Origin of the sequence: Arthrobacter sp. UYP6 (assembly GCF_040547315.1) — a bacterium.
GTDB lineage: Bacteria > Actinomycetota > Actinomycetes > Actinomycetales > Micrococcaceae > Arthrobacter_B.
Genome location: NZ_JBEPPM010000003.1, coordinates 129720 through 142697 on the forward strand (window position 1 = coordinate 129720; position 12978 = coordinate 142697).

The 12978-nt window shown below is 64.5% G+C and carries 12 protein-coding genes; 9 read left to right on the top strand and 3 right to left on the bottom strand.

The features are described 5' to 3' along the window. Positions 1–65: 65 nt before the first annotated feature. Both lepA and hemW read left to right on the top strand, forming a co-directional pair. The gene (gene lepA, locus ABIB35_RS03645; protein ID WP_354178981.1) at positions 66–1919 is read left to right on the top strand and encodes a translation elongation factor 4; all 1854 of its coding nucleotides are present in this window, start codon (positions 66–68) and stop codon (positions 1917–1919) included. Continuing rightward, entirely contained in the window at positions 1916–3148 is a 1233-nt protein-coding gene (gene hemW / locus ABIB35_RS03650; protein WP_354178983.1) for a radical SAM family heme chaperone HemW, read from the top strand. Before lepA ends, hemW begins: the two co-directional genes overlap by 4 nt. Before the next feature lie 77 nt (positions 3149–3225). On the opposite strand, the gene ABIB35_RS03655 is transcribed toward hemW, so the two are convergent. Both ABIB35_RS03655 and ABIB35_RS03660 read right to left on the bottom strand, forming a co-directional pair. Then, a complete protein-coding gene (locus ABIB35_RS03655) occupies positions 3226–3645 on the bottom strand; it encodes a DUF4870 domain-containing protein (protein WP_354179217.1) in 420 nt (139 codons plus the stop codon). Positions 3646–3812: 167 nt separating this feature from the next. Continuing rightward, positions 3813–4655 carry a DUF3097 domain-containing protein gene (locus ABIB35_RS03660; protein WP_354178985.1) on the bottom strand — a complete coding sequence of 281 codons (843 nt, stop codon included), beginning with the start codon at positions 4653–4655 and terminating at the stop codon, positions 3813–3815. Between the two features lie 198 nt (positions 4656–4853). On the opposite strand from ABIB35_RS03660, the gene hrcA reads away from it, so the two are divergent. From hrcA to ABIB35_RS03675, 3 genes are all read left to right on the top strand, one after another. Next, on the top strand, positions 4854–5867 hold the full coding sequence (gene hrcA, locus ABIB35_RS03665) for a heat-inducible transcriptional repressor HrcA (protein WP_354178987.1): 1014 nt from the start codon (positions 4854–4856) through the stop codon (positions 5865–5867). A 134-nt stretch (positions 5868–6001) separates the two neighbouring features. Then, positions 6002–7144 (top strand): molecular chaperone DnaJ, encoded by a 1143-nt coding sequence (gene dnaJ / locus ABIB35_RS03670; protein WP_354178989.1) that lies wholly within the window; start codon positions 6002–6004, stop codon positions 7142–7144. A gap of 1 nt (position 7145) precedes the next feature. Further along, complete coding sequence (locus ABIB35_RS03675) at positions 7146–7910, top strand: 16S rRNA (uracil(1498)-N(3))-methyltransferase (RefSeq protein ID WP_354178990.1); 765 nt, start codon at positions 7146–7148, stop codon at positions 7908–7910. 17 nt (positions 7911–7927) lie between these two features. Here ABIB35_RS03675 and ABIB35_RS03680 read toward each other — a convergent pair whose 3' ends face one another. Further along, entirely contained in the window at positions 7928–8869 is a 942-nt protein-coding gene (locus ABIB35_RS03680) for a GerMN domain-containing protein (protein WP_354178992.1), read from the bottom strand. 332 nt (positions 8870–9201) lie between these two features. Here ABIB35_RS03680 and ABIB35_RS03685 point away from each other — a divergent pair, with 332 nt between their 5' ends. Genes ABIB35_RS03685 through era form a run of 4 tightly spaced genes read left to right on the top strand, consistent with a single transcriptional unit; the run spans position 9202 to position 12977 of the window. Further along, the gene (locus tag ABIB35_RS03685) at positions 9202–10251 is read left to right on the top strand and encodes a PhoH family protein (RefSeq protein ID WP_354178994.1); all 1050 of its coding nucleotides are present in this window, start codon (positions 9202–9204) and stop codon (positions 10249–10251) included. Continuing rightward, positions 10248–10721 (top strand): rRNA maturation RNase YbeY, encoded by a 474-nt coding sequence (gene ybeY / locus ABIB35_RS03690; protein WP_354178996.1) that lies wholly within the window; start codon positions 10248–10250, stop codon positions 10719–10721. Before ABIB35_RS03685 ends, ybeY begins: the two co-directional genes overlap by 4 nt. Then, on the top strand, positions 10718–12055 hold the full coding sequence (locus ABIB35_RS03695; RefSeq protein ID WP_354178998.1) for a hemolysin family protein: 1338 nt from the start codon (positions 10718–10720) through the stop codon (positions 12053–12055). Before ybeY ends, ABIB35_RS03695 begins: the two co-directional genes overlap by 4 nt. Next, a complete protein-coding gene (gene era / locus ABIB35_RS03700; RefSeq protein WP_354179000.1) occupies positions 12048–12977 on the top strand; it encodes a GTPase Era in 930 nt (309 codons plus the stop codon). Before ABIB35_RS03695 ends, era begins: the two co-directional genes overlap by 8 nt. Position 12978: the final 1 nt, after the last annotated feature.

Genomic DNA, 12978 nt, shown 5'->3' on the forward strand with positions numbered 1-12978 from the left:
CCGGCACGCGGCCTCCGCCGCCGCGGCCGCCGTGAAGTCCTGTGAACAGTAAAGGAACCGCCACAGTGTCACCTATGGCCCGCTTCTCACCGGTGCCTGCCGCGACGGATCCGGCGATCATCAGAAACTTCTGCATCATCGCCCACATCGACCACGGCAAGTCCACCCTGGCCGACCGCATGCTCCAGTCCACCGGCGTGGTTGAGCACCGGAACATGAAGGCCCAGTATCTGGACCGCATGGACATTGAGCGCGAACGCGGCATCACCATCAAGTCGCAGGCCGTGCGCATGCCGTGGGAGCTCGACGGCGAGTCCTACGCCCTGAACATGATCGACACCCCGGGCCACGTTGACTTCACCTACGAGGTGTCCCGCTCCCTGGCTGCGTGCGAAGGCGCCGTGCTGCTGGTGGACGCTGCCCAGGGCATCGAGGCGCAGACGCTGGCCAACCTGTACCTGGCGATGGAGAACGACCTCACCATCATTCCGGTCCTGAACAAGATCGACCTCCCGGCAGCGCAGCCGGAGAAATACGCCGAGGAACTGGCGAAGCTGATCGGCGGCGATCCGGCGGACGTGCTGCGGGTCTCCGGCAAGACCGGTGTTGGCGTCGAAGCTCTCCTGGACCAGATTGTCCGCGAGATCCCCGCGCCGCAGGGCGACCCCAATGCGCCCGCCCGCGCCATGATCTTCGACTCCGTGTACGACACCTACCGAGGGGTGGTCACCTATGTCCGCGTGATTGACGGCAAGCTCTCGCCCCGCGAACGCATCCAGATGATGTCCACCCGCGCCAGCCACGAACTCCTCGAAATCGGTGTCAGCTCCCCTGAACCCACAACCTCCAAGGGCCTGGGCGTCGGCGAGGTGGGCTACCTGATCACCGGAGTTAAGGACGTTCGCCTGTCCAAGGTCGGCGACACCGTCACCAATCTGGCCAAGCCGGCCACGGAATCGCTGCCCGGCTACGCAGACCCCAAGCCCATGGTGTTCTCCGGGCTGTACCCCATCGACGGCGCCGACTACCCGGTGCTGCGCGAGGCACTGGAAAAGCTGATGCTCAATGACGCCGCGCTGGTGTACGAACCCGAGACATCGGCGGCGCTGGGCTTCGGCTTCCGGGTGGGCTTCCTGGGCCTGCTGCACCTGGAAATCACCCGTGAACGGCTCGAGCGCGAGTACAACCTGGACCTGATCTCCACCGCACCCAACGTGGAGTACGAGGTGACGCTGGAGGACAAGAAGGTGGTCACGGTGACCAACCCCAGCGAGTACCCCGAAGGAAAGATCAAAGAGGTCCGCGAACCGATGGTCGCGGCGACCATCCTGGCGCCGAACGAATTCGTCGGCGCCATCATGGAGCTGTGCCAGACCCGCCGCGGTGTCCTCGGCGGCATGGACTACCTCTCCGAGGACCGGGTGGAAATCCGGTACCGCCTGCCGCTGGCCGAGATCGTTTTCGACTTCTTTGACATCCTCAAATCCAAGACCCGCGGCTACGCCTCGCTGGACTGGAAAGCCGACGGCGAACAGGTGGCCGACCTGGTCAAGGTGGACATCCTGCTCCAGGGCGAACAGGTGGACGCGTTCAGCTCCATCACGCACAAGGACAAGGCATACTCCTACGGCGTGATGATGACCGGCAAGCTGCGCGAGCTCATCCCGCGCCAGCAGTTCGAGGTGCCCATCCAGGCCGCCATCGGCTCCCGCATCATCGCCCGCGAGTCCATCCGCGCCATCCGCAAGGACGTGCTGGCCAAGTGCTACGGCGGCGATATCAGCCGTAAGCGCAAGCTGCTGGAAAAGCAGAAGGAAGGCAAGAAGCGCATGAAGATGGTCGGCCGCGTCGAGGTTCCCCAGGAAGCCTTCGTGGCAGCGCTTTCCTCCGACGAGTCCAAGGATAAAAGCAAGAAGTGACACCAAGCGCACTGCCCCTCGGGGATCCGGCACCCGCAGACGGACTGCTTCCCGCCCAGGCGGCGGCCGGAGCGGCAGACCGGGCCTTCGGTCTCTACGTCCACATCCCGTTCTGTTCCGTCCGCTGCGGCTACTGCGATTTCAACACCTATACCGCCACGGAACTCGGCGGCGGGGCTTCGCAGGCTGCGTACGGCGGCACGGCGGAGCAGGAGGTCCGGTTTGCCGCCCGCGCGCTCACTGCCTCCGGGCTGCCGCAGCGGCCCCTGAAGAGCGTGTTCTTTGGCGGCGGCACACCCACCCTGCTGTCGGCGGAGGACCTGACCGGCATCCTGAAGACGGCCATTGATGCCTGGGGCCTGGAACCGGGTGCGGAGGTCACCACCGAAGCTAACCCGGATTCGGTCACCCCGGCGTCCCTGCAGCTGCTGGCCGATGCCGGGTTCACCCGCGTCTCCTTCGGCATGCAGTCCGCCGTGCCGCACGTCCTGGCCGTCCTGGACCGCACCCACACGCCGTCGCGTGTGCCCGAGGCCGTGAAGTGGGCGCGCGACGCCGGGCTGAACGTGAGTGTTGACCTGATCTACGGCACGCCGGGAGAGTCGCTTCAGGACTGGAAGGTCTCTGTCGAGGAGGCCTTGAGCTACGAACCGGACCACATTTCGGCCTACGCCCTGATCATCGAAGACGGCACAAAACTGGCCGCCCGCATGCGCCGCGGTGAAGTGCCGCCCATCGACGACGACGACCACGCGGACAAATACCTCATGGCCGACGAAATGATGGCCGCCGCCGGCCTGTCCTGGTACGAGGTCAGCAACTGGGCCCGGACACCCGGGGACCAGTGCAGGCACAATCTCGCCTACTGGCGCAGCGACGACTGGTGGGGCATCGGCCCGGGCGCCCATTCGCACGCCGGGGGAGTGCGCTGGTGGAATGCCAAGCACCCCACCGCCTACGCGCAGCGGATCGCAGCAGGTGAGTCACCCGCCGTCGGACGGGAAACGCTCGACGCCGAAACCCGGTACGTGGAAGACATCATGCTGCGCACCCGGCTGGCTGAGGGCCTTGAGCTGTCCCGGCTCAAGAAATCCGGCCGGCTCGCTGTGGCCGGACTGATGGCCGACGGGCTCGTGGATCCCCAGGCGGCGCTGACGGGGCGTGTGCTGCTCACGACCCGGGGCCGCCTGCTGGCGGACGCCGTCGTGCGCCGCCTGCTTCCCGACTGACATACCGCCACCCTACAAAAACAGGGCCCCGATCCGGCGTCTTTGCCGGTTCGGGGCCCTCTTTTTGCCTGCCGTCCTTAGGGGATGCGGCGCAGATTCAGCGGGTAGCGATACGGGCGGCCGCGGTTGACGGCGATTCCGGCAACCACCGAAGACACTGCTATGGCAACCCAGAGCAGGGCATTCAGGATGGCGAAAAACCAGCCGATTACCGGTATGAAGGACAGCACCCAGGCCACCAGCGCAATGATGGTGGGCGGAAGGGTGAAGTTCAGTGCTTCCTTGGACTCCTGCGCCGTGAACGGGCCGCGGTCGCGGAAGACCAGGTAAATGACCATCGACGGAATGAAGCCCAGGATGCCGCCGAAATGCGCCATGGTTGCCCACTGACGGTCTTCGGAGGCGGTCAGGGGCAGTGCATTTGCCGGGGCGCCCTGATAGGAGGGACGCTCTCCGGAGCCCTTGTCATCGGGCTGGGGGTGATGGTTCTGACGGATGTTCGACACTGCTGTTTCCTTTTGACTCTGGACGCCTTGGTCATATGCCTTGGAACTCTGGTACCCGGTGAGACTGTGCGGATCGGGGTCGGCCGGCTGCTGTATATCTCATCTAGGGTACTGGTTCCGGGGCCGGTAGCCCGCAACGGCGCGGCGGACGCGGGTCACTAAGGGACGGTCAGGAAGTCGATGACTTCCTCCACCCGTCCCAGCAGCGACGGCTCCAGATCGGCGTAGGAGCTGACACTGCCGAGCAGCTTTTTCCACCCCATGGCAACGTCAGCATGGTCCCGGTGCGGCCAGCCCAGGCCTTTAAGGATCCCCGTTTTCCAGTCTTCGTGGCGTGGCACCACCGGCCAGGCAGCCAGGCCGATGGTCTGCGGCTTGATGGCCTGCCAGACGTCCACGTACGGGTGCCCCACAATCAGCACGTTGCCCCGCGCACCCGGGACTGCCATGGCCTCGGCGGCAATCCGGGACTCCTTGGAGCCGGGCACCAGATGGTCCACCAGGATGCCCAACCGGCGCCCGGGGCCCGGGCTGAAGTCCCGAACTGCCGAGAACAGGTCGTCCACACCGTGCAGGGGTTCGACGACGATGCCCTCCACCCGCAGATCGTCGCCCCAGACCTTTTCCACCAGCTCGGCGTCGTGCTTTCCCTCGACCCAGATTCGGCTGGCCCTAGCGGTGCGTGCCCGCACATTGTCCACCCGCACCGAGCCCGACGCCGTCCGCTTGGTGGCCGGTGCAGCAGCCTTCACGGCGGGCACCACCTCCACCGGTTCGCCGTCGAGCAGGAACCCGAAACCCAGCTCAAAGGACTTTGTCTTGCCGCGCCGGTCTTCCAGCACCATCAGATGCAGCCCGCCGGACTTCTCCACCCGGACCACGGCCCCCACCCAGCCGGTCTGTACGTCTTCGAGGACCAGGCCGGATTCGGCGCCGACCTTGGGCAGCACCCGCCGGGCCGGGGCGCTGATGTCCTGCGGCCCCCAAGAAAAGTTAGACACGGGATTTGTCCTCACTCTGATTGCTGTGGTTGGTTGCTACGGGGCTTCGGCACGTGCGGGCACGGGCTCCTCAATGCTAGCAACGCCGCCGATCCGTATTAGACTTAGCACTTGGGCATGTCGAGTGCTAACTGCCGGTTACTCGACGTCGCCAGTGATCCGCCAGCGGCGCAGGCCATCAGCAAGGGAGGGAAAACCATGAGTGAACCACGCAGACTCGAGGTGCTCCGGGCCATTGTTGAGGACTACGTTCATTCGCGCGAGCCCGTGGGCTCCAAGGCACTGGTGGAACGCCATCAGCTGGGTGTTTCCAGCGCCACCATCCGCAACGACATGGCAGCCCTTGAAGAAGAGGGCCTGATTGTGGCACCCCATACTTCCGCCGGACGCATCCCCACGGACAAGGGGTACCGTTTGTTCGTGGACCGGATCTCGGACGTCAAGCCTCTCTCGGCCGCTGAGCGCAGGGCCATCCAGTCCCTGCTTGAAGGCGCCGAAGACCTCGACGATGTCATGGAACGGACCGTCCGGCTGCTCTCGCAGCTGACCAACCAGGTGGCAGTGGTGCAGTATCCGCATCTGGGCAACGCCGCTGTTCGGCACATCGAATTTGTCCTGCTCGCCCCGTCTCAGGTACTGGTGGTCCTGATTTCCACCACCGGACGGGTGGAACAGCGTGTCATCACGGTTCCCGATCAGGTCACCGAACCTGACCTGCTGGAACTGCGGCAGCATTTCCTGTCCACGCTCAGCGGCACCTCCCTGACCCGGATCACCTCTCAGCTGACCGATTGCCTGGCCATGGTCCCAGCCCGCAAGCGCCGCAACGCCGCGGCCCTGGCGCACTGCCTGGAGCAACTGGCAGGCATCAACCGGGAAGACCGCATGGTCATGGCCGGCACCGCAAACCTTGCGCGCTCCACAGTAGACTTTCCCCTGACGATCGGGCCCATCCTGGAGGCGCTTGAGGAACAAGTTGTCATGCTTCGGTTGTTGTCTGAAATGGAGCAGGACGCCCGGGGCGTTTCGGTGCGGATCGGACGGGAAAACCCGCACGGTTCCCTGTCGGAAGCATCGGTTGTGGCCACCGGCTACGGACCTGATTCTTCAGCGAAGGTGGGTGTTCTCGGGCCAACCCGAATGGACTATCCCAACACCATGGCCACAGTCCGTGCCGTGGCCCGTTATCTTTCCCGGATACTGAACAACTAGAAAAGCGTTAGATATTACAGCAGCAGTACGCCGGCAGCCGCTGCCCGAGGGCAACGGTATCCGGCGGACGCCTTCGGACGGAGGGCGGCGCGTCAAACGCGGCTACTGCCAATTACAGGAAGCGATGTGCACGAGTGAGCGATCACTACCAGGTCCTTGGCGTCGGACGCGACGCCACGGGCGAAGAAATCAAGAAGGCGTACCGGAAGCTTGCCCGCAAGCTGCACCCGGACGTTAACCCGGCTCCCGGAGCGCAGGACGAGTTTAAGGCCGTCACCCATGCCTATGAGGTGCTCGCGGATCCGCAGAAACGCCGGATCTATGACACCACCGGAAATGAAAACGGCAACGACAACGGCTTCGGCGGCGGCGCCGGCTTCGGCGGCCAGGGCTTTGGGTTCCAGGATATTTTCGACACGTTCTTCGGCGGCGCCGGCGGAGGCGGCGGACGGGGACCCGCTTCCCGGACCCGCCGTGGCCAGGATGCCCTGATCAACGTGCGCATCGATCTGAAGGATGCCGTCTTCGGCACCAACAAGAAGATTGAGGTCGATACTGCGGTCACCTGCCCCACCTGCGACGGAAGCTGCTGCCAGCCCGGCACCTCACCGCGGACCTGCGACATCTGTCACGGTACCGGCCAGGTGCAGCGCGCCGTGCGGTCCATCCTCGGCCAGGTCATGACTACTGCGCCGTGCGGGTCCTGCCAGGGATACGGTTCAGTCATCCCGGACCCCTGCCACGAGTGTGCCGGCGAGGGCCGCGTCCGCAGCCGCCGGACCCTGAACATCAAGATCCCCGCCGGCGTTGCCACCGGCACCCGCATCCAGCTGGGTGGACAGGGCGAAGCCGGAACCGCCGGCGGACCCCAGGGCGACCTGTATGTGGAAATCCGGGTGAACGCCGATCCCACGTTCGTCCGGGAAGGTGATGACCTGCACGCCACCCTGACGGTTCCCATGACTGCGGCAGCCCTGGGCTCCACGATCAATTTCGAAACGTTCGACGGCGACCGCGAAATTGCGGTCAAGGCGGGCACCCAATCAGGGGAAGTGACCACCCTCAAGGGCCTTGGCGTGACGCACCTTCGCGGTTACGGAAGAGGAGACCTGCTGGTCCACCTGCACGTGGAAACCCCGCAGAAGCTGGACGCTGAGCAGGAGGAGCTGCTGCGCAAACTGGCTCAGCTGCGCGGCGAGGAATACGCCGAAGGCCGCCTGGCCGGAAGCGGATCCGGCGTCTTCGCGCGCCTTCGGGACCGCCTGGGCAACCACTGACATGACCAACCCGATTTTCTTCGGTGAACCGGACGCCGTCCGGGCCGCCGGGCCCGGTTCCGTTTTTGTGCTTGAAGGAGCCGAAGCCCACCACGCCGTAGCCGTGAAGCGGCTCGCGCGCGGTGAGCAGGTGGACATCGTGGACGGAGCCGGCCGCCGGCTGACCGGCACGGTTTCCGCGGCGGAACCGTCCCGGCTTGAGGTCTGTGTGGAGTCCGTCACCGAGGAAAACGAGTCAGCAGACACGCTGATCCTGGTCCAGGCCCTCGCCAAGGGCGGACGGGACGAGCAGGCCATCGAAGCGGCGACCGAGCTGGGTGTGCACGCTGTCATTCCGTGGCAGTCCGAGCGCAGCATTGTGCGCTGGCGTGCCGACAAGGCCGCCAAGGGCCAGGCTAAATGGCAGGGGATCCTCACCGCGGCGGCTAAGCAGTCCCGCCGGTCACAGATTCCAGTGGCCGAAGAGATGCTGGATTCCAAGTCACTCGCCCGGCGGCTGGAGAACGTGGACCTGGTGCTGGTGCTTCATGAGGAGGCCGACGGCGCGCTGGTGCCGGCAGTGGCCGAAGCCCGCCGACGGTGCGGCGGCCGGCCGCTGAGCATCGCCCTGGTGGTGGGTCCCGAAGGCGGTATCAGCGGATCAGAAGTGGATTTGCTGCGCTCGGGCGGAGCGGTGGCGGTTCGTTTGGGGCCGCATGTTCTGCGCTCCTCCACAGCCGGGCCGGCGGCACTGGCTGTTCTGAACCACGCGCTGGGCCGCTGGTAGCGCCCGGCGGAACCGGGCTAGTGCGCGTCGGAACGGATGCTCACGCGCTTGGAGTCTGCGTCCGCGCGGTCCGTTCCGTGGAAAACGCTGACGCTGTATTCGCCCGGCGCCAGTTCCACGCTAAAGCTGTACAGGGATGTTCCGCCGGTGGGTGCCTCCAGCTCGGCGTAGCCGCTGTGAACCGGGGTCTCGGCGGGCCGGCCGTCCACGATCGGTTCGACGCTCCAGGAGAGCTGGCCGCCTTCCGACGCTGCTGCGCCCTGCACGGTGAGGGGTGACTCCGCCCCGGATCCTTCCTGCGGATCAATAATCCAGATGGGGGCCATCAGGGACGCATCGCGCTCCAGTGGGCCGTCCAGGACCTCATGACCGAAAGCACGGTAGTCCGCCTTGCCGTCCACCAGCAGCACTACGGAAGGCGGGTGGCCCACTGTGATCAGGCCGGCATTTGACGCGGCGGCTGTGGCTGTATAGACCAGTTGCTGGACGGCCCGGTGCGCCATGCCGGCGTCAAGGGAATTCTTAAAGGCATCAGAGGAGATATCAACGGTAATGACGTTCTTGCCGGAGATCGACGCGCTAACGCTTCCGGCCTTGTTCCACGGATTGAAGTAGTCCGGGTCAGACGGCTTGCCCGCGGCCATGCCAGTCACTGCTTCGACAATCGGATCGCCGCTGGACTCAGTCGGCTGGAACTCCCGGTACAGGAACACATTGGAGCCGTTCAAGCCAAGCCAGTAGATGGGGATGCGCCCTGGAGCCGGCTTTCCTTCGGGTGGGGCCGTGGCGCCCAGGGGGGCGGAGAGCGAGCCGGCCGCCTCACTGAAGGTGGAGGGCATAGAGGTGGTAGGGGTGGCTGCAACCACTCCGCAGCTGCTCAGGAAAAGCGAGGAGGCTGCAAGCAGGCCCACAATGTTTCGGCGGTGCAGCCGGTACCGAAGTTGCGGCGATGCGTCCATGTTTGTCCTCCTTTCGCTCATTGGTCGGCTTCCAGCTTGGCATACGGGGAAAGCCGGATCTGCGGTCTTAACCTTCCTGCTACCGGACTGAGACCCGATTGATACCCGGGCAGTGTGCCGCCCTCACCTCGTCAATGCCGTGAGAGCCGGATTAAACGGAAGGAGACGGGGGCGGAGGCATCAAGTAATATTGAAGTGCCTGTCTTAATAGCTTGAGGGGACGCACTCAAGCCAAGCCGGGCGAGGTCTACACGACACACACACTTAACACGACAGACGTAACACGACAGACTCTGCAAAGGGGCGATGAAAGGCCTGGGAAGGCCGAATATATGACTGAATCCTCAGGAATTGGCACCATCGGGCTGGATCGCCAGACCATCATCTTTGATTCCACGGAACACATGGTCCAGTCGCTGGGCGCCAATGACGAGGCTCTCAAGATTATTGAGGCCGCTTATCCGGAAGCCAACCTGCACGTGCGAGGCAACGAGCTTTCCATCTCGGGTCCGGCCGGAGTGGTTGAACTGACTCTGCGTCTGGTCAATGAGGTCCGGGTCCTGGCCAGGAGCCAGACCAAAGTCACGCCCCAGCTCATGGACCAGCTGATCACCATGCTCCGGGACCAGAGTGCCCAGCGTCCGGCAGAAGTCCTGACCCAGAACATTCTCTCGACACGCGGCCGCACCATCCGGCCCAAAACGCTGAACCAGAAGAACTATGTGGACGCGATCGACGAAAACACCATAGTGTTCGGGATTGGTCCCGCGGGTACCGGCAAGACGTACCTGGCCATGGCAAAGGCCGTGCAGGCACTGCAGCAGAAGGAAGTCAGCCGGATCATCCTGACCCGCCCCGCGGTTGAAGCCGGAGAGCGGCTGGGCTTCCTCCCCGGAACGCTCAGCGACAAGATCGACCCCTACCTGCGCCCGCTCTACGATGCGCTGCACGACATGATGGATCCGGACTCCATTCCGCGGCTTATGGCGGCGGGAACCATTGAAGTGGCTCCGCTGGCGTATATGCGCGGCCGTACGCTCAATGACGCGTTCATCATCCTGGATGAAGCGCAGAACACCACCCCGGAGCAGATGAAGATGTTCCTGACCCGTCTGGGCTTCGGCTCGAAGATGGTGGTGACCGGCGACGTCACCCAGGTGGATCTGCCCGGCGGAACCGCTTCGGGACTGCGTATCATCCACGACATTCTCGGTGATCTGGACGATGTTGCCTTCTCGGAACTCTCGGCATCCGACGTGGTTCGGCATTCGCTGGTGAGCAGCATTGTGACTGCCTACAGCGAATGGGACGAATCCCGGCGCAGTACTGCTCCGGCAACAGCCCGGGCCGGGCGCACTGCAGGACGGGGTACCGCCAAATGAGCATCGAAGTAAACAACGAATCCACCATTGCGGTCGATGAAGAGGAACTGTCCCGGCTGGGGCGCTACCTCCTGGAAAACCTCTATGTGCATCCGGAAGCGGACCTCTCCATCATCCTGGTGGACGAGGATGCGATGGAAAAACTCCACATTGAATGGATGGACATCCCGGGTGCCACCGATGTCCTGTCCTTTCCCATGGATGAACTGCGGCCCGGTGTCCCGGGACGCCCGACACCCGCCGGTGTGCTCGGCGACATTGTGCTGTGCCCGCAGGTGGCAGCCGAGCAGGCAAAAACGGCAGGCCACGGCATGCAGGAAGAGCTGCTGCTGCTCACTACGCACGGTGTGCTGCACCTGCTGGGATATGACCACGCCGAACCTGACGAGGAAAAGGAAATGTTTGGCCTGCAGCGTGAGCTTCTGTCCTCCTATCTGGGCCGTGAAGCCCCGAAGGAGACGCGCAGTTGAGCGTGGCCCTGCTGATCTTCATGGCCGTGGCCTTCCTGGTCCTGGCCGGACTGCTGACCGCTGCTGAATCCGCGTACAGATACCTGCCGCGGCATGAAGCCGAAGCCCTGCTCCACGGCAAGGCCGGCAAGCCGCTGCGCCGGATCCTGCAGCATCCCGTTGCCCACATGCACGCCCTGCGGTTCTGGCGGGTCTGGTTCGAAATGGCCACTGCCGTCACCGTGGCCACCCTGTTCCAGATGCTCCTGGACAACATCTGGCTGGCCGGCCTGCTGGCCACCGTGGTGATGGCCGGGGTTGGTTTTGTCCTGGTGGGAGTCTCGCCCCGGCAGATCGGCCGCAGGCACGTCACCGCCGTCGTTGTCCTGACGGCGGGCATGGTGAGGTTCCTCCGCGTGGTCCTGGGCCCGATTCCGGGCTGGCTCGTCCGGCTGGGCACGGCTGTTGCGCCCGGCACCCAGGGTCCGGACGCAGCCTTCTTCACCGAAGAGGAATTCCGCGAACTGCTGGACCGCGCGTCCGAAGCGGACATGATCGAGAACACCGAGGCGGAGCTGATCCACTCGGTCTTCGAGCTGGGCGACACCAAGGTCCGGTCGGTGATGGTGCCGCGCACCGACATGGTGTGCATAGAGGCCGGTTCCACGCTGCGCCAGGCCATGTCGCTGTTCCTGCGCTCGGGATATTCCCGCGTGCCGGTGATCGAGGACAGCGCGGACCAGATTGTGGGGATCCTCTACCTCAAGGATGTGGCGGCCCAGATGCACTCCGACGCCGGAGCGCCGGGCGACCGACGCGTGGAAGAGTTCGCCCGCGGGGTCCGCTACGTTCCGGAGTCCAAAGCGGTCAGTGAACTCCTGCAGGAGCTGCAGCGCGAATCCACCCATGTGGCGGTTGTCATTGACGAATACGGCGGCACCGCGGGCCTGGTGACCCTCGAAGACCTCATCGAAGAGATTGTGGGCGAGATCGTGGACGAGTACGACTCCGAGCGCCCCGAAATCGAAAACCTCGGTGACGGCCGCTACCGCGTCAGCTCCCGCGCCGGAATCGACGATCTCGGTGAGCTGTTTGACATCGACCTCGAGGACGACGAAGTGGACACCGTGGGCGGCCTGCTGGCCAAAGCCTTGGGCCGGGTGCCGATTGTCGGCAGCGAAGTGGTGGTGGACGGCGTCGTCCTGCATGCCGAGCGGCTGGAAGGCCGCCGCAACCGGGTGTCCCACATCATTGCCTGGAAAGCGCCCGGCACCGCCGCTACAGATACATATTCCGACGACGGCAGGGCATCCTCCCGCGTCTCCTCAACAGAATTGGTACCACGTAATGACTGATCCACAGTTCCGCGCCGGCTTCGTCTCCCTGGTGGGCCGGCCCAACGCCGGAAAGTCCACGCTGACTAACGCGCTGGTTGGCCAGAAGGTGGCCATCACCTCCAGCAAGCCGCAGACCACGCGGCACACCATCCGTGGAATCGTTCACCGTGAAGATTCCCAGCTGATCCTGGTGGACACTCCGGGCCTGCACCGTCCCCGTACCCTGCTGGGCAAGCGCCTCAATGACCTGGTGGCAGACACCCTGGCCGAGGTGGACGCCATTGGTTTCTGCCTGCCGGCCAACGAAGCAGTGGGACCGGGTGACCGTTACATCGCCAAGCAGCTTGCCGCGCTGAAGAAAAAGCCGGTAGTGGCACTGGTGACCAAAACCGACCTGGTGGACCGTGCGGCCCTTGCCAAGCAGCTGATGGCCGTGACCGCGCTGGGCAACGAAGTCCTGGGCGAGGCCGGATGGGCGGATATTGTTCCGGTCTCCGCCGCGGACGGTTTCCAGGTGGACACTGTGGCCGAGGTCCTCTCCGGTTACATGCCCTCCTCGCCGCCGCTGTACCCGGACGGTGAACTGACCGACGAGCCGGAAGCCGTCATGGTGGCCGAACTGATCCGCGAAGCTGCCCTGGAAGGCGTGCGGGATGAACTTCCCCATTCCCTGGCCGTGGTTGTTGATGAGATTGTGCCCCGCGAGGGGCGCTCCCCGGACAACCAGCTCCTGGACATCCGTGTGAATCTGTACGTTGAACGCTCTTCCCAGAAAGCGATCATCATTGGCAAGGGCGGGGCCCGGCTGCGCGAAGTCGGTACCAACGCACGTCTGGCCATCGAAGCATTGCTGGGGACCCGCATCTACTTGGACCTGCACGTCAAAATCGCGAAGGACTGGCAGCGCGATCCCAAGCAGTTGGTCAAACTGGGCTTCTAGC